The following is a 25,265-nucleotide window of genomic DNA, read 5'->3' on the forward strand; positions in this document are numbered from 1 at the left end:
TCCTATGTATTCTATTATCTATTATAATGACATTATTTAAAATTTTCAGTATTTTTGTTGATTTTTAGACAAATTTTTAATGACAAAATTCGATTCACATCGCATATATTATAAAGTACGATATTAATAGATTCACAAACCCTCAAGGTGGTGAGCAATAAATTGATTCATAAAAAAATATATAATGCCAGAAACTTAAAAACAGCGAAAGGCACTTTAATTATTGAAGGTCCTGTCTCTACACATAATCTTGAAATGTATGAATTTCATCCAGACTTAATTGCGTTTCGTCCTGTCGAGCAGCAATATAAAGCAATTGTCGAAATTTCTAAGTTACCAGAAGCTCGTCTCATTATTGCTAGACATGACCAAACGATCGTTGGATATGTTACATACTTATATCCTGATCCGCTCGAGCGATGGTCAGAAGGAAAGATTGAAAACTTAATTGAACTCGGGGCGATTGAAGTTGTCCCAGCCTTTCGTGGTTGCTCTGTCGGAAAAAATTTATTAGAAGTTTCAATGATGGACGATCATATGGAAGATTACATTATATTAACGACTGAATATTATTGGCACTGGGATTTAAAACAAACAGGCTTAAATGTTTGGGAATACCGAAAAGTAATGGAAAAAATGATGAATGCTGGTGGTTTACAATGGATGGCTACAGATGATCCTGAAATTTGTTCACATCCTGCCAACTGTTTAATGGTCCGCATCGGTAAACGTGTTGATACGGATTCCATTCAAGCATTCGATCGTCTACGTTTTCACAATCGTTTTATGTATTAATAAAGGGGGCAACTGGAATGATTGTAGAAGAAATTATGAATCAAAATGTAGTAACACTACATCCAAACGATACAATCGAAACAGCAATCCGAACGATACGTACGAAAGGCATTCGGCACATTCCAATTGTCGATCAAAATAATCATGTCGTAGGCATTATTTCTGATCGGGATGTAAGAGATGCAAGTCCGTCTATTTTAGATGAACAAGTTTCACTCGATATGCTGAAGCAACCGCTTGAACTCATAATGAAACACCCTGTTATGACTTGTCACCCTCTCGATTTCGTTGAGGAAATTGCGACTTTATTTTTTGAAAATAAAATAGGCTGTCTTCCTGTTACGAAAGCTGGAAAACTCGTAGGTATCATTTCTGAATCTACAGTGCTGCACACGTTAGTAAAATTAACAGGAGCTCATCAACCGAGTTCACAAATTGAAATTCAAGTGAAAAATGAACCTGGTATTCTTGGAAAAGTCGTTGCTATTTTTAGTGATTTACAAATAAATATTGTGAGCGTTCTCGTCTATCCAGCAAAAGATGAGAATGATAAAGTACTCGTTTTCCGCATTCAAACGATGAATCCTCTAAAAGTGATCGATGCACTCGAAGCAGAGGGCTACCGCGTATTATGGCCAAACATAATGGGGATGCAAGCATGAGCAGCGCCTTCATTTATTCGGATGACTTTCGGGGCTATTCTTTTAGCCCTGATCATCCTTTTAACCAACTACGCGTCACACTTACGTATGACTTATTACAAAAGAGCGGTTTTATCTCCCCTTCTCAAGTCATCCCGCCAAGAATGGCTACAGATGAGGAAATTGCATTCATTCATACAGAGGAGTACATAAATGCGGTAAAACTTGCTGGAGAAGGAAAGTTAGAAAAATCAATTGCGATGACATATGGACTTGGAACAGAAGATACACCAATGTTTCCAAATATGCATGAAGCAAGTGCATTACTCGTTGGCGGAACATTAACAGCTGTCGATGCTGTTATTTCTGGGAAAGTAAAGCATGCCCTCAATTTAGGTGGCGGCTTACATCATGGCTTTCGTGGTAAAGCATCTGGCTTTTGTATTTATAACGATAGCTCTATCGCAATGAAATATATTCAGAAGAAATACGGTTTACGCGTTTTATATATTGATACAGATGCTCATCACGGTGACGGGGTACAATGGTCTTTTTACGACGACCCTAACGTATGCACCATTTCATTACACGAAACTGGGCGTTATTTATTTCCTGGAACTGGCGCAGTAAATGAACGTGGACAAGGAAATGGATATAATTATTCTTTTAACGTTCCACTCGACGCTTTTACAGAAGACGCATCGTTTTTAGATTCATATCGAACAGTTGTAAAAGAAGTGGCAGCATACTTTAAACCGGATATTATTTTAACGCAAAATGGTGCTGATGCACATTATTACGATCCACTTACACACCTTTGCGCAACGATGAACATTTACCGTGAAATACCGAAGCTCGCTCGTGAAATCGCTAATGAATATTGCGACGGTCGCTGGATTGCTGTCGGCGGTGGTGGCTATGATCACTGGCGCGTCGTACCAAGAGCTTGGGCACTCATTTGGCTCGAAATGAACAACATCCAAAACATCTCAGGTTATCTCCCTCCAGAATGGATTGACGCTTGGAAAGGACAAGCAGAAACCGACCTTCCCCTTACATGGGAAGATCCAGACAACATGTATCAACCTATCCCTAGAAAACCAGAAATCGAAGAAAAAAATGCATTAACTGTAGCGAAATCTCTTGAAATTATTCGGAATAATATGACAAAATCTTTATATTAAACAGAGAGGAGGCTCGCTTTTGAACAGCCTCCTTTTATTTATAGCTAGCTATTATTGTCGTTTTCTGTCGGTAAGTCGATATATTTTGAGATTCGCTGATATATTTTATTTAAGAATTAGCCGGTCCAACTTTTATGAGAAAAGGTCGTGATATTATGTGGACACAACAAATAATCAACACGAAACGTGGCACATTTGAAATCTTTACAAAAGGAAATGGCGAACCGCTTTGCATTACACATCACTATTCACAATTTAATGAAACTGGCGATTACTTTGCGGATGTTTTCACTGCTACGCATCGTGTATTGCTCATTAATTTACGTGATGCTGGTAATTCTGTAAAAGCCAATTCTGTAAAAGAATTGACCATGATTGAAACGATTCATGACTTAGAAGCAATAAAAGAAGCTTTACAACTTCCTATATGGCATTTCGCTGGTCATTCAACAGGCGGTATGCTGGGACTGTTATACGCTATTACATATCCAAATTCCTTACAATCATTATTCATCGCCGGAGCCGCAGCAAGTAACTATATCGAAACACCATTTTGTATTTATCATCCAAAACATCCACAGTTCCATTATATGCAAGAACTCATCGAAAACTTGAAAAGCCCTCATCTTACAAATGCAGAACGAAAAAAATTATCTACTAAGAGAACCGAATTATCATTGTATAAACCTGAAAACTACAACTCTTATTTTTGTAAACCAATCCAAAAAACAATGTCCGCTAGCCGGATGAATGCTTTCTCTTGTGAATATCCGTTATTTGATTTAAGAAAGTACTTACCTTCTATCCACACAAAGACGCTTATTATTTGCGGAAGACATGATGTGCAGTGCCCGATCCAATATTCTATCGAGATGCATGAGGGTATACGTAATTCTATCTTTGTGATATTTGAGGAGAGTAACCATTATCCTTTTTTAGAAGAAGCTGCTCAGTTTACTTCTACTACTCAAACATTTTATAAATCGTTACACTAGTACCGTTATTACTAAGGAAAGCTCACAGCCTCTATAAGAATATGAACTTTTTTCAAAAGAAATATTTCACACTAGAAACAACAAGAAGAACAAAAAAATCATTAAGCCTACATCAATGAATATCGACTTTTTATCTCCTGCTTTTATACTCATCATAAAATTAGAAATTATTTTAATTCCAAAAAAGACCATCATAAATAACCCACCGAAATGATCATTCGTAGAATCTTCATCATAAAACATTTGTATTGCACCGATAATTAATAAGATAAGTATGATATTGGTTCCAATCTTTAAAGCCTTGTTTGATTTATTATCTTTTAATGTATCTCCCAAAATGTAGCACGCCCTCTCATGCTCTCCTATGTTTTATCTCTCTTTATATTTTAACATAAATTACCTATTATTCCCTTTTTGTTCGAATAACATAAAAAACCTACCAATTACTTGGCAGGTACATTACACGTTAAAGCGATAACCAGCTCCCCACACTGTTTCAATATATTGCGGGTGAGCAGGATCTCTTTCAATTTTTTCACGTAGCTTTCTAATGTGAACAACGACAGTGGCTAAATCGCCAGCTGATTCTAGTCCCCAAATACGTTCAAATAACTGTTCTTTATTTAATACTTGGTTTGGATGCATTACAAAGAATGTTAATAAATCAAATTCTTTCGTTGTAAACGCAATTTCTTCATTGTTTATAAAAACTTTTCTCGCTCGCTGATCGATAGAAATTCCATGAATATATAACGTATCGCGTTGCTTACTCACATTTCCTGATAATCTTTCATAACGAGAAATATGTGCTTTTACTCTTGCGACTAACTCACTTGGACTAAATGGTTTCGTTATATAATCATCTGCACCTAATCCGAGTCCGCGAATTTTATCTATATCCTCCTTCTTTGCTGAAACAAGCAAAATAGGAATGTCTTTTATAGCACGTATTTGTTTACAAATTTCAAAACCATTCATTTTCGGAAGCATAATATCTAAAATAATTAAATCATAATCTTCCTGTAAAGCCCTTTGTAAGCCTGTTTCTCCAGAATGCTCTACATCAACTTGAAAATCACTAATTTCTAAATAATCTCGCTGTAATTCTGCAATACTTATTTCATCTTCTACTAGTAAAATTCTCTTCATTCTACTCACCACATTCCTGTACTTTTTTCAATGAGAAGAAAATACTTGTACCTTCCCCAAGCTTACTTTCCGCCCAAATTTCCCCGCCATGTTCTTCAACAATTTGCTTCGCTATCGCTAAGCCAAGTCCACTTCCACCTGTGCTAGAATTTCGCGATTGCTCTGCACGATAAAACCGCTCAAATATATACGGCAGCGTATCAGCTTCTATACCTGACCCATTGTCCATCACTTTCACAATAACTTTATTGTTATCACTCAATACTATTACAGTAATTTTCTTCTCTTCTTTATCCATGTATTTCACACTATTATGAATCAAATTTGATATAACTCTATTTATCTTTTCGCAATCAGCCGTTACATATAGTGGTGATGATTGTAATTGTAAGTAAACTTCTATACCTCCCTCACTTAAATCCATCTGCATCTCTTCTAATAATTCCTGCATAAACACGTTTAACTCTATCGTTTCAAACTGAAATGGAACTCGGTTCAAATCAAGCTTCGAAAACAAAAAGAGCTCATCAATGAGTGTATCCATATGTTTTGCCTTCGTATGAATGGTCGTTAAATACTTATCCATTTTTTCTGGCGTATTTGCGACTCCATCTTTTATGCCTTCTACATATCCAATAATAGATGTAATCGGTGTTTTTAAATCATGAGATATGTTTGAAATGAGTTCTTTTCGATTTTCTTCATACTGTGTTTGCATCTCTATCGACTCTTTTAATCTCTTCCTCATTTCCTCAAACCCTTGATTTAATCGTCCAATCTCATCATAGGATGTAACTGGAATTTGAAAATCTAAATCCCCTTCTTTAATTCTCCCAGTCGCATCTTTCAATACAAAAATTGGTTTTATCACACTTCTTGAGACGAAATAACTTAATAACCCTATGAGTAAAATGGCTAACAGTAAAAGCGCTCCGAACAAAATTGGAAATAATTTTTGTGTAAGATCGACAAATGAACTCTGCCTTTTTAGTACAAATATACTCCCTTCTTCATCTCCGGGAAAATAAAAATCAAATTTTACATATCGATAAAATGTGTCGCCTAGTTCCGTTGTACCACGACTATTAATATTTGCTGATTCAAATTTCGGAATGGCTTCTTTTAAAGATACACCTTCAAATATTTTTGTAGCATAAGAAATGGTTTCTCCCTTTCTTACAACTATTTTCACACCTTCTTTTTCAAGTGATGAAACGAACGATTCATCTAATAGTTGTGATTGATTTTTCTTTGCCGCTAATTTCAATTCAATATACGTATTCTCTTCTTCTGGCGTAAGCGGCTTTTGAATATAGGAACTTTTATAGAAATTTTTCACAGATTCCAAGTCTCCTGTTATGGAAAAAACAATTAAAAATCCCGCGACTAATATGAGCGTGATGGAAACGAGAATAACAGCGATATAAGAAAATAAAAATCTTGTTTTAATAGACATATGTTACATCCTCACTTTATCCCGCATTAACGGGCAGTAAGACCCCCCACCTCAAAATTCAGAGAAAGCAACGAAGTTAGGTAGGGATCAACTGCCCATAAAAGCCCGATTGGTTCAACTAATAATCAGTGGGGGGTACCCCCCACTGATTAAAGTTTCACTTTATCAAACCTTGTTATTCATAAGCATAAAAATATATGTTCAAATACTCAAGCGATTTTATAGTAATTTTAGCGTCAGTTTATAAAAATTTAATGTTCTTATTTTACAGTTGAAATGAGGAGGTTGGAATTCCATGTTCAAAAAAACATTAAGCATGATCTGTTGCGTAATTTTTTTGCAAGGATGCTCGCAAGAACAAGAGGTTAAAAAGGAGATGACAAACATGGAGACAGCGCTACTAACAGCTACTGAGAAACAAGAAACGAATACTGTTATATCATTACTCAAAAAAGGGGCTGACATAAATATAACAGACAATAAAGGACGTACCCCTCTTATGATTTCTACATACAAAAATGATGTAAAAACCGCCAAAGCTCTTATCGACGCTGGTGCTGACGTAAATATCCAAGACGATATGAAAAACAATCCCTTTCTATACGCCGGTGCAGAAGGTTACTTTGATATTTTAAAACTAACGATTGATGCCGGTGCAGATCCATCGCTTACAAATCGTTACGGCGGAACAGCTCTTATCCCCGCCTCAGAACATGGCTATATTGATGTTATTAAAGAACTCCTTACGCGAACAACTATTGATGTTAACCATGTAAATAATCTCGGGTGGACCGCTTTAATGGAAGCCATCGTACTAAGTAATGGAAACGAAACACAGCAACAAGTCATTCAGCTTCTTATTGAGCACGGTGCAGATGTAAATATTCCAGACAACGATGGTGTTACCCCGTTAGAGCATGCTCGCGCTCATAACTTTGAAGAGATAGAGAAGATTTTGTTAGAAGGGCGTAAGTAAAAAGCTAATTTTTGCCTTCCTCCCCCACCCTATGCTACATTTAACCCGTTACATTAATATTAATAGGGTGGGAATAAACATGAACAAACCTAAAATTGGGATGATTGGACTTGGAAGTATTGCGCAAAAGGCCTATCTTCCAACACTTACAAAAGAAACAGATTGGAATTTTGTAGGGGCGTTTACACCTAACGCAGAGAAAAGGAAACAAGTTTGCCAGCAATACCGCATTCAAGACTTCCATTCTATTGAAACGTTAGCTTCGGAATGTGATGCAATCTTCGTTCACAGTTCAACTGCTACACATTATGAAATCGTTTCTGAACTTCTAAAAAAAGGAATTGACGTTTATGTTGATAAACCGCTAGCAGCTACAGTGGAACAAGCTGAGCAACTAGTCGAGTTGAGCGAAAAGCATAACCGAAAGTTAATGGTCGGATTTAATCGCCGATTCGTTCCTATGTATGTTGCTGCAAAAGAACAAGCTCATAATATTTCATGGGTTCGAATTGAAAAACACCGCACAAATAAAGTCGGGCCATATACGTACGACTTTACTATGTTAGATGATTACTTACATATTGTAGATACTGCTCGCTGGTTAGCTAATGATGATCTTAACGTCGTTCATAATATGATGCAAATTAATGAAAAGAATGAACTTCTTTACGGACATCATACATATACAACTCCAAGTGGACTGTTACTTTCTACCGCGATGCATCGCCATGCAGGTACAAACTTAGAACAAATTGAACTTGTAACGACAGGGAAAATTATTCGCGTAAAAAATATGAATACATTTGAAATTGAACAAGAAAACTCCGTTTCGCAAAGCGGTTCACCATCATGGGATACGACGTTAAAACAGCGCGGTTTTGAAGATGCTGTTCATCATTTTATCGAATGTGTTCACGGAGATACAAAACCTGTTGTAGATGGATTAGAAGGATTAAAAACGCAGCAACTGTTGCAATCTCTACTGGAGAATGCAACTAAAAATTAAAACGGATACATTTTTCAGAATTTACTTTCATTCCCATTTTCCCTTTATTTCTGTCGCAAATTTCTATAGAATATGTTGATAGGAATTATAAATTTCATAATGAATCGTGGAAAGGATGGGATTAACACATGTGGAACGAGTTTAAAAAATTCGCATTCAAAGGGAATGTAATCGATTTAGCTGTCGGGGTTGTAATCGGTGCTGCATTCGGTAAAATCGTTAGTTCTTTAGTAAAAGATATCATCACACCATTACTTGGTATGGTACTGGGCGGCGTTAACTTTACAGATTTAAAACTTACATTCGGTAAATCATCTATTATGTATGGTAACTTCATCCAAACTATTTTTGATTTCTTAATTATTGCAGCTGCTATCTTTATGTTTGTTAAAGTTTTCAACAAACTAACATCTAAAAGAGAAGAAGAAGAAAAGAAAGAAGAACTTCCAGAACCAACAAAAGAAGAAGAAATTCTTGGCGAAATTCGCGACTTACTAAAACAACAAAACTCTTCTAAAGATAGAGCATAATTGAACGGATAAAAAGGCATGCCCCCTCGGGACATGCCTTTTCTATATGCTATAACGTTTCTGAATTCATATGAATAAATAAAATAATACCAGCGACCATAAGTACCATAATACTACCTGCAAATAGTGTAATACCCATGAACATTAAACTTGTGCTCATGTCCACTGATACACTTTCAATAAAAATAGAAATTACATACGTGATAAGGGCGATTCCTGCAAGAATACTTCCTGGAACAAATCGCTTTAAGCCATTTTGTTTTAACGTCATATATGCAAAAATAGCAGTCATGCAAAGCGTAATTATCCAAAGAACGATCATCTCTTCTCCCCCCTCACAAGCCTTTTCTTTCTATTATACATGACATTGCCCTATAATAGTTAAATTTGCACTTGTGTGACATATAACAAGGAATAATCCAAACTGTAGCGAATATCTTATGAAGAATCCAAAATACATTATCATTATCAAAGTAACGTATTTACAATACCGGCTTCACTTATCGCGAGTATTGTTTATAAAATAAAACATTCAGCATAAGGAGACTGATCTCATGTGTATGCTGTAAAATTATTATTTGAATCTGTCCATTCAGGTGAGCCTAATCCTAGTAAAATTGATGAACATTATGAAGAGAATCACGATACACTTTTTGAAGAAAGTATCATTCTCGTTAAGGCGAACAGTTTAGAGGAAGCTCATGAGCTAGGTGAAAAGATAGCTCTACAGTCTGAAGATACGTACGATAATATGTACGGTGAGCAAGTAACATGGACGTTTAGAAAAGTGTTGCATGTTTTCGAATTAGATGACACACCATTTGAGACAGGAAAAGAATTATATGCACGCTTTTTACATGTTAAGAAAACTGAAAGTGTAGATACAGTAGTTAAACACCATTATCCTGAATATGAATAAAAGCTCACAGCTATCGCTGTGAGCTCTCTTATTCTTACTTCGTTGAATCTCTAAATTGGATACGGTGAGGTAAGATAACTGAGTGATCTTCTACTTTTTCTTTGTTCATATATTTCGTTAGTAGACGCATTGCTACTGCACCGATATCATACATTGGTTGTACAACTGTCGAAAGTTGCGGGCGAACCATTAATGCAAGACGTGTGTTGTCAAAACCAAGCACTTCGATATCCGTTGGTACGTTTAATCCCGCGTCTTGTGCTGCGTGGATTACACCTAGTGCCATTTCATCAGAAGATACGAAGATTGCTGTTGGTTTTTCATCCATGCCCCAAAGTCTTTCAAACGCTTCTATACCTGAATCATATGTGTAATCTCCATCAATTATAAGATTTTCATCATATGAAATACCTGCTTCTTCTAAAGCTTTTTTATAACCTTGTAACTTCTTCGCGCTTCCTGCTTTATTAATGAAAGGACCAGAGACGAAACCGATACGTTTATGTCCTTGCTCAATAAAATGCTTCATTGCATCGTAAGCTGCTTGTGTATAATCAATATTTACTGATGACGTTTCATTTTGTTCATCAAATGACGCTGCTAATACAATTGGTACTGGAGATTTTTTGAACTCTTCAACGTGAATATCTGTAATATCTTCACCCATGAAAACAATCCCGTCCACTTGTTTCCCAAGCATCGTATTTAATAAGTGGAACTCTTTCTCTTTGTTCTGGTCAGAGTTACTTAAAATGATGTTATATTTGTACATTGTTGCGATATCTTCAATTCCACGAGCAAGTTCTGCATAAAACGTATTTGAGATATCCGGAATAATAACACCCACTGTAGTTGTCTTCTTACTTGCTAGTCCACGTGCTACCGCATTCGGGCGGTATCCTAAACGATCAATTGCTTCTAATACTTTCTTTCTTGTTGTAGGCTTTACATTTGGGTTACCATTCACAACGCGTGATACGGTAGCCATTGAAACATTTGCTTCACGCGCTACATCATAGATTGTTACGTTCATCTCTTCGCACACTCCTTCTATTTATGTTATCTATTTTTATGTATCGGTTCACTTGAATGAAAAAAAGACATCAACTCTATTTGCAGATGCCAACAATCGTCCCGAGTTCTTCCTTTTACTAATGATACGCTAAAAACACAGGGTCATACAATATTTTCCCGCAAAAGTTTCGAAAAAATTCGCTTCTTTTCTCGTATTTTCGTATTTTTTATGCAAAAAAGGTCAATTTTTGTAAAAAAACCATGTAACAAGGGCTACATAGACTAAGAAATCTTTTTATAATTTACTTCCGAATGATTTTAATTCTTTCATAAACTCATTGAATTCTGGAATGTCCATTTGCTGCGCTTCATCTGATAAAGTGAAACTTTAATCAGTGGGGGTTTTGTTCATCCCCCGCTGATTATTAGCCTTCACCAATCGGGCTTTTACGGGCAGTTGATCTCCCACCTAACTTCTTTGCTTCAGCCGAATTTTGAGGTGGGAGTTTTACTGCCCGTTAATGCGGGATAATGCAACTGCTGGGTCTGGATGTACTTCAGCCATAATAGCAAAAGCACCAATTGCCATAGCCGCTTTTGCAAACGGTAATAGAAGGCCACGTCGCCCTGTAGAATGCGTTACATCGACAACAACAGGTAAATGTGTTTCTTTCTTTTAAATTGGCACAGCGGAAATATCAAGCGTATTACGCGTTGCTGTTTCATATGTGCGAATACCACGCTCACATAAAATGATATTACCATTCCCCTCTGCCATACTATATTCTGCTGCATTAATAAATTCTTCAATTGTTGCTGATAAACCACGCTTTAATAATATTGGTTTATTTACAGCACCAGCTGCCTTTAACAGTTCAAAGTTTTGCATATTGCGAGCGCCAATTTGAATAACATCAACATAATCTGACACTTTAAAGAAGGCACTGAAAGAGTCTATTTCATAAGAAAAAAGAGGTCATTCCCTATTATGTACAGGTAATGACCTCCTTTCTTCTTTCAACATCTTTAGGAAATTCGAAATGTTTTTCTCGAAGTATTCACTTTTTCAGTAGCCTCAGCTTAAAAACTGTCTTTTTTTATTATAGGAAAGAAACAAACGGTTTATCGCTGTTCTTCTCTTTTATAATAACAGCCTCGATTTTATTCTCGGACTTTATTTGTAATTGAACTTTAGCATCTTTAGGAAATTGTTCTAACATACTTTGAGCAGCCGTTTGAGAGAGTGCCATTAATTCTGACTTACCGTTATATTTAACGACAATATCCATCTTTAATTTATCCATCTTATTTTGCTTATAAGAAATCTTAGCATTAACAGGGATATAATCTCCTGGAGAAAATGCCTTCATTGCTTCAGAAAATTTCTTTAGCTTATCATTATCTTCTCCATGTGCCCCCCCAAATTCTTGAGAAGGATACGAATACGACTTTTCATCAATAGTATCCCAATTCCCAAGATTAGTCTCGTTCTTTTGAACAGTAGCGCTTGAAATATAAGTACCATTCTTTAAAGAACTTGTACTTTCTTGCTTGAATATAGCAAATGTAATTGGAGATTTGTTATATTTATCATTTTTATTAATAGCTTCTATAAGCCCCTTAGCGACTTCAGTACCTTTAGAAATAGCTTCCTCATTAGATACACTTGAAGACATAGATAAACCAATAACAACACCAGATAAGCTTAGTTCATTTGAATTTTGTTTGCCGAAGTAGTCCTGTTCTATAATATTAGTCAAAACTGGTACTTCTTGTTTCGTAACTAATTCATCAATTGTTTTCTCTGGAATATATTGATTTAATTGTAATACGTAATTTTCTGTATCGAATTGTTTTGAAGCAATATCCATTAAACCATTTTCATATTCTGCTAAATCTAGTTTAGAATTAGTTTTAACATTAACTGTATTAATTACCTTTTGTTCTTTTAAAGGAATAACAGTTCTATAGTAATCCTTAGAAACAGCAGTTCTTGGAATCATACTTTTTTCTTTCGTATCTTTCTGTACAACTTCATCCTTCTTCTCAATAGTATTATTGCTGCAAGCCCCCAGTAATAAACTTAAGCTTGCGATGCATAATGCCATTTTCTTCATTGCTTAAAACCCACTTTCAAAAGTCAATTTACTTAGTTTTAAAGTATCTCTAGTGTACCACTAAATATATTGCAACAAAATAAAAAAGAAGCAAGCCCTTCGCTTGCCTCTCCCTATTTTACATTCTCTTCTAAAGCTTCTTTTTTAATATTCCAATGCGATGTATGCCATACTACCATTCCATCTTTTATGTATAACACTTGCGGAGATTCATGCTTAATGCTGTACTGCTCTGCAACATGGTTCGAAACATCTCTCGCCTCTTGTACGTATAAGTAATATGCTGGCACTTCTCTTTCTTCACCGCAATATGCTTGAAACTCTGTATATGCACCGTGACTAATTGGGCATGTCGTACTATGTTTAAAAAGAACGTAAGGCTCGTTCTTTTCTACTAACGCTTCAAATTCTTCAATTGTTTCAATCTTCATCATACTCATCATTACTCACCTCTCATGCGAAGTCTAGAGCGCTTCTCTCTCTTTTCAGCCTTCTGCTCAGCTCTCTCAAGTTTACGCTCTTCTTTTTCAATCTTTTTCTCTTGTCTCGTAGTACGGTAATGATTATATACTTCAATTGCTGCGCTGCTCCACTGTACAACTTGTGCTACTTTATCTGCATTATTTTCAATTTCGTCCGTAACAGACTCTGATACATTGCGAAGCTTCGTATTTAAAGAGTGAATCGTCGTTCCGATTCCATCCACACCTTCTACTACTTTATTTAGCGACTGTGACTTCTGTTGAATATCATCAGCTAACGCATTTGTCTTATGTAATAATTGCTCCGTCTCTACGCTTATTCCTTGCATTTGCTTTTCTAAACCTTCTAACGTGCTCGCAACGTTTTCTAACGTCTTCTGAACCGATAACAACGTTCTGCATACATACACTACTAATACTGCGAAAGCAACTGCGATAATAGCCGCACTTACATATAGAAGAACTTGCATTTCATCACTTCCTTTATCTTTTTCATACTTTCTCCCATTATACAATCATTTTCCGTTTCATTCTAATCCCTATCTTTTCATTAGAATTTTCATACTTATTCGTTAACTTTAACATAAATGATTCAACAAATTCCACTAAGTAGGTTACAATAGGAGAGGATACATAATTAGTAGGGAGGCTTTACATATGAAAGATCCACGCATTGAAAAGTTAGCATACAATTTAATTAACTACTCTATTCGTTTACAAAAAGGCGAAAAAGTATTAATTGAAAACTTTGGCTTACAAAAAGAACTTGTAACTGCACTTGTAAAAGAAGCATATGCAGCTGGTGGTTTCCCATTCGTTTCTTTAAAAGATCATCAAGTAGATCGCTCTTTATTAATGGGTGCTACTGAAGAACATTTCGAACAAATCGCTGCATATGAAGCTAGTGTAATGAAAGATATGGATGCTTACATTGGCCTTCGCTCTGGCGATAACATTAACGAACAAGCTGACGTTCCAAGTGAACGTATGAAAGTTCACGGCCAAACAGTTGGCAAAAAAGTTCATAGAGACATCCGTGTTCCGAAAACACGCTGGGTTGTTCTTCGCTACCCAAATGCTTCTATGGCGCAGCTTGCTAAAATGAGCACAGAAGCTTTCGAAGACTTCTACTTCGAAGTTTGTAACTTAGACTACGGTAAAATGGATAAGGCGATGGATAGCCTTGTTACATTAATGAATAAAACAGATAAGGTTCGCTTAACTGGCCCTGGAACTGACTTAACATTCTCTATTAAAGACATTCCAGCTATTAAATGCTCGGGTCATTTAAACATTCCAGATGGTGAAGTATACTCTGCACCAGTTCGCGATTCTGTTAACGGTACAGTTTCTTATAACACACCCTCACCTTACAACGGCTATACATTTGAAAATGTACAACTTAAATTTGAGAATGGCCAAATCGTTGACGCAACTGCAAACGATTCAGAGCGCATTAACAAAATCTTCGATACAGACGAAGGCGCACGCTACGTTGGTGAGTTCGCAATCGGCGTAAACCCATACATCTTACATCCAATGGGAGACATTCTATTCGATGAAAAAATCGATGGCAGCTTCCACTTCACTCCTGGACAAGCTTACGAAGATGCATGGAACGGCAACAACTCAAACATACACTGGGATTTAGTATGCATTCAGCGCCCTGAATACGGCGGCGGTGAAATTTACTTCGACGACGTATTAATCCGTAAAGACGGACGCTTCGTTGTAACTGAACTAGAAGCTTTAAACCCAGAGAACTTAAAATAATGAAAAACGCTCGGAATTTTCTCCGAGCGTCTTTTTATTAATATTGTAATAAATCTTTCGCCACATCTTCTGGCACTTTAAAACTCATTTTCTTATTTTTCATTTCAACTTCGACATACGGAACATCTTTATATACTGTCATAGTACCAATTTCATGTAATTCTTTTTTATCTTTACTCGACTCCGATAATTTTTTTGTATCCGCTTGGTACATTTTAAATGTTTTCCCTTGCGGAGTATCTAAAGGAGCCGACTGCATTTCCCACTTATCCATATTCATAACTTCAAACAGCTTTTCAATTTCTTTCTTATCAGTAATTACTTTTTTCTCACTTGAATCAGTAAGTGTTTCAATTTCAACCTTTTGTGCCTTTTCTAAGTTCATATCTGCCTTTTCCTTCTTCGTACTACACCCTATTACAAGAAATGATGCTGTTATCAGAAGCAAAAACAACATACAGATTTTTTTCATTTCTAACCCTCCTGTACTACATAGAGCTACTTTTCTCGCTTTTTGTTTGCTGAAAATGAAAATAATATAAAAGCGCCACTGCAATAGTACCTATTAATATTGGTACATATAGAGGCAGATCCCATTTCATATATACTCTAGTGCAACCAACAAGCACAAACAAAATTTCTAAACAGAATAAAGGTTTTACATATTTCATTTCTTACCTACCATTGCTATTTTCACATTTGGGTTCTCTTTCTCGATAAGCGCGAAAAATTCATTCATATCTTGCGGCATCGCAACCATATGTACTTTGTATGCATTCGTCGTAATTTCAAGAGATTTTCCCACTTGACGAATGATTCTTATCTCTTTCAATACGATATCGTCATTTAAAATGCCGTACTTTAATACACCATTTTCTACTTTATGCTTTTTAATAAATACTTCCCAAACGAGTGGTACATTTACAAGGAAACATAAACCCATTCCAATTAACGCTGACATCCACTGCTCTTTATTTGTGAGAATCATGACAAGTGGATATACAAACATAAAAGCTAACGTGAGACAAACGAAAATTACTACCGATTTACTTCTTTGAATCGGAATGTTCATACACGCACCCCCTACCCCAAATTATACCACTTTTTCCATTTTAGTTCATAAAAAAAGGCCATTTCTACATGACCTTCTTAAACAATATATCTATAGAATTTCTTATCCACCTGTAACACTGGAAAACTTTTTGGCAACTCGTCTATACTCACACTTTGGAAATTATTCTTTTCATAAAAGCGATGCGCTGCTAAAAATTTCACTGTTGTTCCTAAATAAATGTCTTTCAAGTTCTTTTCTTTCGCCCAAGAAATTGCCGTTTGAAGTAGCGTATATGATGCGCCCCATTCTTTTCCGCGGAACTCTTTCTTCACGAACATTTTTCTTAGCGCTACTTGATGCTTCCCAATATCTAATAAAGCTATCGTTCCAACTACTTTCCCATCATAAGTTGCTACCCAAAAATTTCCGTTGTCCCTTTGATAGAACGTTTCTATTTCAAGTAAGTCCGGCTGCTCTTCTTTCGTAATAGGGACATTGTACTCTTTTCGCTGAATATGAACGATAAGATCTACTACTTCATCTTGAAACGTACTTTCATACGGAATAATACAAATCTTCTCGTTCATCGAATCTTCTTCCATTCTGAAGCTAGTAAACTATACACAGCGATATCTTGGAAATGATCATATATCCATTCTTCATCTCTTAAAATACCATCTAATTTAAAACCTAAACGTTCTGGAATCGCACGGCTTTTCGCATTTTCAACACCGCAACGAATTTCAATTTTATTCAGCTTTAAATTATCAAATGCATAATGAAGCACAGTCTTCACACTTCGCGTCATAATACCTTTCGCGCCAGCATCTTCTGCAAGATAATATCCAAGACTCGTAGCTTTCTTACCCCAGCTCACCGGATGAATACCTACCATCCCAACGAGCTTTCCTTTATAGCGTATACCAGCCTCAAACCCATCTCCCTCTGCAAATTTCTTTAACCACATCGGAAAAATCTCATTATACGCATCAGCTGATTTCGTCCCATCTACCCACGGAAGCCATCTTCTTAAATGATTACGATTTTGATCTATTAATTCATATAGTCCCTCTTTATGATGTTTTTCTAATAGTTGTAATTCGATTTCGTCATCTACTCGGAGTGTGAACATGTTTTTTCAGCCCCTTTTAATTTTCCTATTATTCTAACACTTATAGGTGAAAAAAAGTTAAACATTCGCACTTTTTCGGTTTTACATAAGAACAATCACTATATATGATTGATATCTAGATATGAATCATATATAGTTAAAGTATGGAAAAAAATGATAATTTTATAATTCAATTACGTAAAGGTGTTTTTGATCTCGCTATTTTGTCTTTAATAAGCAAACAACCTATGTATGGATACGAAATTACAAGTGCCTTACAAGATATCCCTGTGTTTCATATCCCGAACGGTTCGATATACCCTATATTAAATCGAATCACGAAAAACAATTGGGCTGTTTCCTATTGGGAAGAGTCCGGTGATGGGCCAAAAAGAAAATACTATCGCATTACAGACGAAGGGAGAGAAATTTTAAATAGTCGCTTACATGATTATGATGCAGTATACCAAGCTCTAATGTTACTAGCTAAAGGAGAGGATAAAAAATGAACAAGGAACAATTCTTTTCAAATGAACTCATTGTTTCTTTCTTACACGATCTTCATAAAGGTTTAATGAACTTACCTACGTCAGCAAGAGAACAACATGTGCTAGAAATCAAATCCGATTTATATGAAAATGCATTAAGTAAAAAAAGTGAAGGGATACCATCAGCAAGCATTCCTTCACAAGTGATTGAAGAATTTCTTCCTCCAAAAGAATTAGCAAAGGAAATTGCAGTAGAATATACAGATGTTATTCAAAATGCACAGCAATCTACAAATACATTTATTAAATATTATTCCGGCCTATCTATCGGTCCACTCGGCGCTTTATCAGTGCCTATTGTACTCGGTTTTATAAATTTTTCTGCTAATTTACCATTTTTACTAGCCTTTATTGCAAGCAACATTTGGTTTATCTTTAGAGAAAACCATTGGAATATAGATTTATTAAAATACTTTAAAACAATTATTTTCATCAGTTCAAGACTGCTAATTGCTCTCCCATTCAGCTTTTTCGCTATTCGAATTATGATAACAAAACAATTCGATATGTTTTCATTCTATTATTTAATTGGATATGTACTTTTTAGTTCACTATATATATTCTTATTAAAACAACTATACAAAAAAAATGAACAATACCAACATATCAACGCTTTTTAAAAGATATCGAACACAACAAAAAAGACGCACAGCCACAGCTATGCGTCTTTTTTCTTACTTCTCTGCAACTTGAACTTCTTTTACGTAAGCTGCTTCGAATTTTTGGATGTCACCTGCGCCCATGAAAATAAGAACGCCGTTTTTATGTTTCTTTAACACATCCGTTGTTGTATCTGTAATTAGTTCTGCGCCATCGATACGTTTTTGCAGATCTTCAATTGTTAATTCACCTTTGTTTTCACGTGCTGATCCGAAAATATCACATAAGTATACTTGGTCAGCTTTACTTAGGCTTTCCGCGAACTCATCTAAAAATTTCTCTGTACGTGAGAATGTATGTGGTTGGAATACAGCGACAACTTCACGCTCTGGATGTTTTTGACGTGCTGCTTCAATCGTTGCATTAATTTCTGTCGGATGGTGTGCATAGTCATCAATGATAACTTGTTCTCCCATTGGCTTTTCATTAAAGCGACGTTTTACGCCTTCAAAAGTTGTTAGCTGATGCTTAACTGCTTCTACATCAACGTTTTCATAATGGCAAAGCGCGATTACTGCTAATGCATTTAATACGCTGTGATCGCCGTATCCTGTAATTTTGAACGTGTCATAATACGTATTACGAACGAATACATCGAATATAGTACCATCAGTTCTCTTTTGAATGTTACGTGCTTGGAAATCGTTATCTTCTCCAAATCCATAGAAAATAACAGGTACTTTCGCTTGAACTTTTTGAAGTTCTTCATCATCACCACATGCAATAATACCTTTTTTCACTTGCAATGCCATCTCTTGGAATGCATTAAATACATCATTGATGTCTGCAAAGTAATCTGGGTGATCGAAATCGATATTTGTCATGATTGCATAGTCTGGATAGTAAGACAAGAAATGACGACGATACTCACAAGCTTCAAATACAAAATACTTACTATTTTCTACCCCATGCCCCGTTCCATCTCCAATAAGGTATGATGTTGGGTGTGCACCTTGCATTACATGGGCTAACAAACCAGTTGTTGATGTTTTTCCATGTGCACCAGTTACAGCAACACTTGTGTACTGATTCATAAGATCACCTAAGAAGTGATGGTAACGATGTACTGGGATATTTAATTCTTTTGCTGCTACGATTTCTTCATGCGTATCAGGAAATGCATTTCCTGCGATAATCACTTGTCCTTCTTTAATATTATTCTTATCAAAAGGAAGGATGGAAATACCACGCTTTTCCAATGCTGTTTGTGTAAAGAAACGCTTTTCATAATCAGACCCTTGAACAGTATGCTTCATGTCATGAAGAATTTGTGCTAATGAACTCATTCCTGTTCCTTTAATTCCTACAAAATGGTAAACTGTCATCTTAAAGAACCTCCAACATTTCGAACTAATACAACGGCCTATCTATAAGACAGTATATGAATCTTTTCTTATTTTGGTAATCATCATACATTTCTGATGCAGTGAATTTCTTTTTATATTCACTTATCAGTGATAAACTCGTACGTACTTCTTTTATGTCCATAACACATTTATTATAGCAAAAAACAAGCCGCTATACTATGATAACAGAAAAACTGATAGGGTCAATCACCTATCAGTTTTTCTCGCTTTTACATATCTTCTTTTGTTTCTAATTGAACACGCTCTAGACGTGAATTTGGACGGTATTTACGACCAGCTTTTGCTTCTGGTTTTCCATTTAATTCTACGTTATCACCAGTAAAACCAATATTCATTTTTAATAAGCTACTTCCTACTCCGTATATATCGACAGGAACATTTTGAGCTTCAAATTCACGAATACGCTTCTCATCAAACCCACCAGTTACAACGATATCTACATGTTGGAACCCTTCCTCATCAAGAGCCTTACGAAGTGCAAATACAAGTGATGGATTTACACCACGTGGATCGAATGTTCCAAGTACTTCTGGGTGACGAATGAAGTATTGATCAATCATTGTGCGAGACGTATCGACACGTACACCTTTTAATGTTGATCCAAATTCACGCGCTACGCGAAGTGCATCTGTAATGACATCATTGTTATAATCAATTAGTACGACTAATTCATCTTCTGGGAATTTTTTATGATATGCCTTTGCAGCTTCAACAACATCACCATTAAACATTTGAATTAAAGCATGAGGCATCGTCCCCATACCACTTCTGCCCCACCATTCATTCATTGCATGCGTCGCTTGCGCGCTCATACCTCCGATGTATGCGGCATAGCCGTCACCAGCTTGTTGCGTATAATGATCGTCACGATCTCCCATGAAAATAACCGGTTTTTCTTTATCTACACTACGTGCAGCTTGGACAACGTTATATACGTTTGTCGCAACTGATGTACGACGAGCTAAAATCCCATCAATTACACCTTCTAAAAAGCCGAAGTATTCATAAGGACCATGAATTGTTAAAACTGTTTCAAACGGACTAATATTATCGCCATCCTTTAAAGAATGAATTTCTAATTCCTCAGGATTTTTGGCAAATGTTTGTAGCAATGCGATTACCTCATCTGCTCCGCAAAGAACTGCATGTTCTTTTTGAAAAAACTGCATTGTTACAACACTTTTCGGGCGAAATTCTTCAATGATTTCTCTAGTTTTTAAAAAGTAAACGGCAGAGAACCAGCCTTCTCCAACACGTTCATCAAATTTAAATGTTTTATTTGTTAGTCGATTTATTTCACCTTTTAATTTTAATTCAATTTCTTTCATGTCGCTTTACTCCCTACTTTACTATCCAACATTTTCTATTAGTATACAGCAAAACCGTTTCCTATACATTTGTTTCCTGCATAGCAGCGAATTCATCCTCAGAAATAAGGACATCTCTCGGTTTCGTTCCTCTTCCTTCAGAAATAATCCCTTGCGACTCCATCTCTTCAATTAGACGTGCCGCGCGATTATAACCTATGCGGAATTTTCTCTGTACAGAAGATGTGGACGCTCCCCCTTGCTCTACAACAAATTGACATGCATCAAAAAATAGTTCATCTTCAGACTCACTCTGCTCTGATTTTGCTAATAAATCCTCTTGCTTAAATAAGTAGTTTGGCTTCATTTGCTTTTTCACATGATCAACTGTTCTTTCAATCTCATCATCTGATACGTATACACCTTGTACACGAACTGGTTTAGATGTGCCGTTTCCTAAAAATAGCATATCACCACGACCAAGTAACTTCTCCGCGCCCCCAATATCGATAATCGTACGCGAATCAACTTGAGATGATACTGTAAACGCAATACGCGTTGGAATGTTTGATTTAATTAAACCTGTAATAACGTCTACAGATGGACGCTGCGTCGCAACTAATAAGTGAATACCACAAGCACGCGCTTTTTGTGCAATACGACAAATCGCTTCCTCAACATCACCAGGAGCAACCATCATTAAGTCCGCTAACTCGTCAATGACAATTACAATATAAGGTAATGTCTCACCTGGGATTTCTCTACCACTTACAATCGTATTGTAACGAGTTAAATCACGAGCACCAGCATGAGCAAACAATTCATAACGACGTTCCATCTCTTCAACCGCCCACTTTAACGCAGCTGTAGCTGCTTTTACGTCAGTAATAACAGGTGCTACAAGATGTGGAACAGAATTGTATGGTGCAAGCTCAACCATCTTCGGATCAATTAGTATCAACTTCACTTCATGCGGCTTCGCTTTATATAAAATACTCGTTAAAATCGCGTTAATGCACACACTTTTCCCTGAACCAGTTGCACCCGCAATAAGTCCATGTGGCATTTTTCGAATATCAGTTACAATTGGATCACCTGAAATATCAAGCCCCAGCGCAACTGTAAGCGGTGATTCACTCTTTGTAAATACAGGACTTCTTAAAATTTCACGCAGGAATACTGGCTTACTTTCCTTGTTTGGAACTTCAATTCCAATTGCACTCTTCCCTGGAATTGGCGCTTCAATTCGAATATCTTTCGCAGCTAAACTTAACTTAATATCATCACTTAAATTTGTAATTTTATTTACTTTCACACCTGGGTCTGGTTGTACTTCAAAACGAGTTACCGCCGGCCCTTGTGACACATTAATCACATGTGCTCCAACATGGAAATTATTAAATGTCGTATTTAATAATTCTTCCTGTTCTTCTAGCCACTCCGTATTATCTAATGCTGCCTGCTGTGGAATTGACAACAACGTTAATGGCGGAAGTTCATACTTCGGTGGCGCTTGTAGTACGTTGCGCATATCGTTCTCTTTTTGATTTACAACATATGCTTTCTCTTGTACTTCCGTACTTGAAATTGGCTCTTGTACTTGTCCAGCCACCACTACTTGTTGCATCGGTTTTTCTTCCACTTGCGGTTCCACTACCACTTGCTGCATTGGTTTTTCTTCCACTTGGGCTTCTACTACCACTTGCTGCATTGGTTTTTCTTCCACTTGGGCTTCTACTACCACTTGCTGCACTGGACTTTCTTCCACTTGCGGGTTTACTACCACTTGCTGCACTGGTTTTTCTTCCACTTGCGGGTCTACTACCATTTGCTGCACTGGCTTTTCTTCTGCTTGTGGTTCTACTACCACTTGCTGCACTGGCTTTTCTTCCACTCGTTCACTGACAGTTGATTGCATTACGTTCGTTCTTGCCGCATGTCTTTCCATTAATTTCTTTCTATCCTGCTTTAACATGACAACATTAAATGGGACATGACGTTTTTTCTCACGTTTCGGTTCTTCTATTTGTAAAGCAGGCTGTTCTTCAGCAACTTGCTTCTTTTCTTCCGCTTCTTCAATTAAAACGTTCGCAAAGTTTTGAACATCTTTCTTTGTTTGCTCATCCGTTTCTGAAACTGGTACGAATACTTCACTTTCTTCCTTGAACGTAATTGTTTCTTGTTGAGAAATCACTGGTTGCTCTGCAACTGGTGTATTTTCCACTAAATCTGTATTCATCGTTTCTTCAATTACTGTTTCTTGAGAAATTGGTTCTTCTTCCTTAGTACCCTCTAACTCCGCAACTTCTTCTGTCGCTTCCTCAGGTTTCTCTAATTCCACAACTTCTTCTGTCGCTTCCTCAGCTTCCTCTAATTCTGCAACTTCTTCTGCTGCTTCCTCAGGTTTCTCTAATTCCACAACTTCTTCTGTCGCTTCCTTAGTTTCTTCTAATTCCACAACTTCTTCTGTCACTTCCTCAGATTTCTCTAATTCCATAACTTCTTCTGCCGCTTCCTTAGTTTCTTCTAATTCCACAACTTCTTCTGTCGCTTCCTCAGATTTCTCTAATTCTGCAACTTCTTCTATTGCTTCCTCAGTTTCTTCTAATTCCACAACTTCTTCTGTCGCTTCCTCAGGTTTCTCTAATTCCACAACTTCTTCTGCTGCTTCCTCAGATTTCTCTAATTCCACAACTTCTTCTGTCGCTTCCTCAGGTTTCTCTAATTCCACAACTTCTTCTGTCGCTTCCTTAGTTTCTTCTAATTCCACAACTTCTTCTGTCGCTTCCTTAGCTTCTTCTAATTCTGCAACTTCTTCTGTCGCTTCCTTAGTTTCTTCTAATTCCACAACTTCTTCTGTCGCTTCCTCAGATTTCTCTAATTCTACAACTTCTTCTACTGCTTCCTCAGATTTCTCTAATTCCACAACTTCTTCTGCTGCTTCCTCAGGTTTCTCTAATTCCACAACTTCTTCTGTCGCTTCCTCAGATTTCTCTAATTCCACAACTTCTTCTATTGCTTCCTCAGTTTCTTCTAATTCCACAACTTCTTCTGCTTCCTTAGCTTCTTCAAAAGCATCTGGTATTTCTATAGTAATTGTTTCTTCAAGCTTTTCATCTGCTTTTACAATCACTACATCTTCTAATGTTTCTTCTTCGACTTGATTTGCTGCAACTTCAGCAACAGTTTCTTCTATTTCTGTATTACATTCATTTTCTTCTGTTAATATCGAATACACATGCTCTACTTTAGAATCTATTGACTCTTCTTGTAAAGTTTCTTCGTTATCTTCTGTAGATGATAACGCTACTACATCTTGCTCCTGCTTCAAGGCTTGTACAATTGTAGCCTCTTCTTCCACATGCTGTCCTACTGTTTTATGAAGCAAATCATCACTTAGGCTTTCTTCTAATGAAGGGGCTTGACGTTCAACTTCGTAACCGTTTTTCTCTAACCATGTATCCACAACCGATTTTTCTTCTACTTTATTACTTCGTTCGTTCACTCCGTTCTTAACAGATGAACTTCCTTGTAGAACTCCCGAAAAGTCAGATAATGTATATCCCTTTTTCTCTAACCATGCGTCAACAACAGCTTTTCCTTCAACAGATATTTCAAGATCTTCTCTTACCTTTTCTTCCTCCTGCACAACCTTCGTTTCTACTGAAGGACGGTTATATCCATAAATCGGAGAAATCATTTCTGTTGGACGAAATGGTCTACGGTTACTTTCTTGCGACGGTACGAATGCTTTTTTTACGACAGGCTCTGGTTCCGGTTCATATTGCAATTCCGGTTCCTCATATGTAGGTGCTTCTGTTTCCACATACGGTCGTCTGCTTCTTTCCACTTTTATTCCTCTTTGAGTAGGCTGTTCTTCATATGCTCCTCTTTGAATAGGTTGTTCTTCAAAGTTAGGCAGTTCTCTTACATCCTCCTCATCGAAGCCATTATCTGGTATTAATGGAAAACGACATTTCCCTGCATTCCGACTTGCCATTTGTGCTTCTCTTGCTTCAGTGTAGTGGTTTACACGAGGAATTTTCGGCTGACTTTCAATTTGTGCCGGTACTTCTTTATTCATCACTGTTTTTTCTTCCTCTTTGTTAAACAGCTTTTTCATCCAATCTAACATGTTTACCACTCTTTCTACTAAATAGTAACATCCTTTATTGTATCAG

General features: G+C 36.6%; 27 protein-coding genes and 2 pseudogenes. 12 read left to right on the top strand and 17 right to left on the bottom strand.

The annotated features are described in order from the left end of the window. Positions 1-162 precede the first annotated feature (162 nt). From acuA to QCI77_RS23740, 4 genes are all read left to right on the top strand, one after another. Positions 163-795, top strand: a complete 633-nt coding sequence (acuA, locus tag QCI77_RS23725) for an acetoin utilization protein acetyltransferase AcuA (RefSeq protein ID WP_113770005.1) — start codon at positions 163-165, stop codon at positions 793-795. Between the two features lie 17 nt (positions 796-812). Beyond that, the gene (locus QCI77_RS23730) at positions 813-1,457 is read left to right on the top strand and encodes an acetoin utilization AcuB family protein (protein ID WP_002123078.1); all 645 of its coding nucleotides are present in this window, start codon (positions 813-815) and stop codon (positions 1,455-1,457) included. Continuing rightward, positions 1,454-2,620: an acetoin utilization protein AcuC gene (gene acuC / locus QCI77_RS23735; protein WP_201065574.1), complete on the top strand. Its 1,167-nt coding sequence runs from the start codon at positions 1,454-1,456 to the stop codon at positions 2,618-2,620. The genes QCI77_RS23730 and acuC overlap by 4 nt, the downstream gene beginning before the upstream one ends. 134 nt (positions 2,621-2,754) lie before the next feature. Then, complete coding sequence (locus tag QCI77_RS23740; RefSeq protein WP_113770003.1) at positions 2,755-3,615, top strand: alpha/beta fold hydrolase; 861 nt, start codon at positions 2,755-2,757, stop codon at positions 3,613-3,615. A gap of 66 nt (positions 3,616-3,681) precedes the next feature. Here QCI77_RS23740 and QCI77_RS23745 read toward each other — a convergent pair whose 3' ends face one another. The 3 genes from QCI77_RS23745 to QCI77_RS23755 form a co-directional block, all read right to left on the bottom strand. Then, a complete protein-coding gene (locus tag QCI77_RS23745; RefSeq protein ID WP_002129432.1) occupies positions 3,682-3,951 on the bottom strand; it encodes a hypothetical protein in 270 nt (89 codons plus the stop codon). 123 nt (positions 3,952-4,074) lie between these two features. Continuing rightward, entirely contained in the window at positions 4,075-4,764 is a 690-nt protein-coding gene (locus QCI77_RS23750; RefSeq protein ID WP_113770002.1) for a response regulator transcription factor, read from the bottom strand. A 1-nt stretch (position 4,765) separates the two neighbouring features. Further along, positions 4,766-6,220 (bottom strand): sensor histidine kinase, encoded by a 1,455-nt coding sequence (locus QCI77_RS23755; RefSeq protein ID WP_113770001.1) that lies wholly within the window; start codon positions 6,218-6,220, stop codon positions 4,766-4,768. A gap of 295 nt (positions 6,221-6,515) precedes the next feature. Between QCI77_RS23755 and QCI77_RS23760 the strand changes: the two genes are divergently transcribed. The 3 genes from QCI77_RS23760 to mscL all read left to right on the top strand — a co-directional run bounded on the left by QCI77_RS23760 (position 6,516) and on the right by mscL (position 8,732). Further along, complete coding sequence (locus QCI77_RS23760; protein WP_113770000.1) at positions 6,516-7,196, top strand: ankyrin repeat domain-containing protein; 681 nt, start codon at positions 6,516-6,518, stop codon at positions 7,194-7,196. Between the two features lie 79 nt (positions 7,197-7,275). Continuing rightward, the gene (locus tag QCI77_RS23765; RefSeq protein ID WP_113769999.1) at positions 7,276-8,202 is read left to right on the top strand and encodes a Gfo/Idh/MocA family protein; all 927 of its coding nucleotides are present in this window, start codon (positions 7,276-7,278) and stop codon (positions 8,200-8,202) included. A gap of 128 nt (positions 8,203-8,330) precedes the next feature. Next, positions 8,331-8,732, top strand: a complete 402-nt coding sequence (gene mscL, locus QCI77_RS23770) for a large-conductance mechanosensitive channel protein MscL (protein WP_002015591.1) — start codon at positions 8,331-8,333, stop codon at positions 8,730-8,732. A 49-nt stretch (positions 8,733-8,781) separates the two neighbouring features. On the opposite strand, the gene QCI77_RS23775 is transcribed toward mscL, so the two are convergent. Further along, positions 8,782-9,054 carry a DUF3917 domain-containing protein gene (locus QCI77_RS23775; protein WP_000636592.1) on the bottom strand — a complete coding sequence of 91 codons (273 nt, stop codon included), beginning with the start codon at positions 9,052-9,054 and terminating at the stop codon, positions 8,782-8,784. 111 nt (positions 9,055-9,165) lie between these two features. Here QCI77_RS23775 and QCI77_RS23780 point away from each other — a divergent pair. Together QCI77_RS23780 and QCI77_RS23785 are read left to right on the top strand one after the other, a co-directional pair. Further along, positions 9,166-9,273 (top strand): annotated as a pseudogene (locus QCI77_RS23780) (DUF3949 domain-containing protein); the annotation flags it as partial. Between the two features lie 15 nt (positions 9,274-9,288). Continuing rightward, a complete protein-coding gene (locus QCI77_RS23785) occupies positions 9,289-9,651 on the top strand; it encodes a DUF4288 domain-containing protein (protein WP_002138663.1) in 363 nt (120 codons plus the stop codon). 34 nt (positions 9,652-9,685) lie between these two features. Here the strand turns inward: QCI77_RS23785 and ccpA are convergent, their stop codons facing one another. The 5 genes and pseudogenes from ccpA to QCI77_RS23815 all read right to left on the bottom strand — a co-directional run bounded on the left by ccpA (position 9,686) and on the right by QCI77_RS23815 (position 13,734). Beyond that, positions 9,686-10,684, bottom strand: coding sequence for a catabolite control protein A (ccpA, locus tag QCI77_RS23790; RefSeq protein WP_002034370.1), 999 nt, complete (start codon positions 10,682-10,684; stop codon positions 9,686-9,688). Positions 10,685-11,173: 489 nt separating this feature from the next. Beyond that, positions 11,174-11,590: pseudogene (locus QCI77_RS23800) on the bottom strand (bifunctional 3-deoxy-7-phosphoheptulonate synthase/chorismate mutase); the annotation flags it as partial. Between the two features lie 175 nt (positions 11,591-11,765). Then, positions 11,766-12,782 (bottom strand): CamS family sex pheromone protein, encoded by a 1,017-nt coding sequence (locus tag QCI77_RS23805; protein ID WP_002015611.1) that lies wholly within the window; start codon positions 12,780-12,782, stop codon positions 11,766-11,768. A 113-nt stretch (positions 12,783-12,895) separates the two neighbouring features. Further along, positions 12,896-13,222, bottom strand: a complete 327-nt coding sequence (gene ytxJ / locus QCI77_RS23810; protein ID WP_033728252.1) for a bacillithiol system redox-active protein YtxJ — start codon at positions 13,220-13,222, stop codon at positions 12,896-12,898. 2 nt (positions 13,223-13,224) lie between these two features. Continuing rightward, positions 13,225-13,734, bottom strand: coding sequence for a DUF948 domain-containing protein (locus QCI77_RS23815; protein WP_088032316.1), 510 nt, complete (start codon positions 13,732-13,734; stop codon positions 13,225-13,227). A 187-nt stretch (positions 13,735-13,921) separates the two neighbouring features. Between QCI77_RS23815 and QCI77_RS23820 the strand changes: the two genes are divergently transcribed. After that, positions 13,922-15,037, top strand: coding sequence for an aminopeptidase (locus QCI77_RS23820; RefSeq protein ID WP_061689098.1), 1,116 nt, complete (start codon positions 13,922-13,924; stop codon positions 15,035-15,037). A 37-nt stretch (positions 15,038-15,074) separates the two neighbouring features. Here QCI77_RS23820 and QCI77_RS23825 read toward each other — a convergent pair whose 3' ends face one another. The 5 genes from QCI77_RS23825 to QCI77_RS23845 all read right to left on the bottom strand — a co-directional run bounded on the left by QCI77_RS23825 (position 15,075) and on the right by QCI77_RS23845 (position 17,223). After that, the gene (locus tag QCI77_RS23825) at positions 15,075-15,509 is read right to left on the bottom strand and encodes a hypothetical protein (RefSeq protein WP_137075982.1); all 435 of its coding nucleotides are present in this window, start codon (positions 15,507-15,509) and stop codon (positions 15,075-15,077) included. Positions 15,510-15,525: 16 nt separating this feature from the next. Beyond that, on the bottom strand, positions 15,526-15,708 hold the full coding sequence (locus tag QCI77_RS23830) for a hypothetical protein (protein ID WP_042875795.1): 183 nt from the start codon (positions 15,706-15,708) through the stop codon (positions 15,526-15,528). Beyond that, positions 15,705-16,109 (bottom strand): PH domain-containing protein, encoded by a 405-nt coding sequence (locus QCI77_RS23835; RefSeq protein ID WP_002143426.1) that lies wholly within the window; start codon positions 16,107-16,109, stop codon positions 15,705-15,707. The genes QCI77_RS23830 and QCI77_RS23835 overlap by 4 nt, the downstream gene beginning before the upstream one ends. 77 nt (positions 16,110-16,186) lie before the next feature. Continuing rightward, entirely contained in the window at positions 16,187-16,678 is a 492-nt protein-coding gene (locus QCI77_RS23840; RefSeq protein WP_012261843.1) for a GNAT family N-acetyltransferase, read from the bottom strand. Continuing rightward, on the bottom strand, positions 16,675-17,223 hold the full coding sequence (locus QCI77_RS23845; RefSeq protein WP_002034364.1) for a GNAT family N-acetyltransferase: 549 nt from the start codon (positions 17,221-17,223) through the stop codon (positions 16,675-16,677). Before QCI77_RS23845 ends, QCI77_RS23840 begins: the two co-directional genes overlap by 4 nt. Positions 17,224-17,366: 143 nt before the next feature. On the opposite strand from QCI77_RS23845, the gene QCI77_RS23850 reads away from it, so the two are divergent. Both QCI77_RS23850 and QCI77_RS23855 read left to right on the top strand, forming a co-directional pair. Then, positions 17,367-17,711, top strand: coding sequence for a PadR family transcriptional regulator (locus QCI77_RS23850; RefSeq protein WP_012261844.1), 345 nt, complete (start codon positions 17,367-17,369; stop codon positions 17,709-17,711). Then, positions 17,708-18,370, top strand: coding sequence for an HAAS signaling domain-containing protein (locus QCI77_RS23855; RefSeq protein ID WP_012261845.1), 663 nt, complete (start codon positions 17,708-17,710; stop codon positions 18,368-18,370). The genes QCI77_RS23850 and QCI77_RS23855 overlap by 4 nt, the downstream gene beginning before the upstream one ends. A 54-nt stretch (positions 18,371-18,424) precedes the next feature. Here QCI77_RS23855 and murC read toward each other — a convergent pair whose 3' ends face one another. The 3 genes from murC to QCI77_RS23870 form a co-directional block, all read right to left on the bottom strand. Beyond that, positions 18,425-19,735 (bottom strand): UDP-N-acetylmuramate--L-alanine ligase, encoded by a 1,311-nt coding sequence (gene murC, locus QCI77_RS23860; RefSeq protein ID WP_002015598.1) that lies wholly within the window; start codon positions 19,733-19,735, stop codon positions 18,425-18,427. Between the two features lie 251 nt (positions 19,736-19,986). Beyond that, positions 19,987-21,105, bottom strand: a complete 1,119-nt coding sequence (locus QCI77_RS23865) for a nicotinate phosphoribosyltransferase (RefSeq protein ID WP_002015597.1) — start codon at positions 21,103-21,105, stop codon at positions 19,987-19,989. A gap of 61 nt (positions 21,106-21,166) precedes the next feature. Continuing rightward, the gene (locus QCI77_RS23870) at positions 21,167-25,219 is read right to left on the bottom strand and encodes a DNA translocase FtsK (RefSeq protein WP_353825529.1); all 4,053 of its coding nucleotides are present in this window, start codon (positions 25,217-25,219) and stop codon (positions 21,167-21,169) included. Between the last annotated feature and the right edge of the window lie 46 nt (positions 25,220-25,265).

Source organism: Bacillus cereus group sp. MG9 (genome assembly GCF_040459995.1).
Taxonomy (GTDB): domain Bacteria; phylum Bacillota; class Bacilli; order Bacillales; family Bacillaceae_G; genus Bacillus_A; species Bacillus_A mycoides.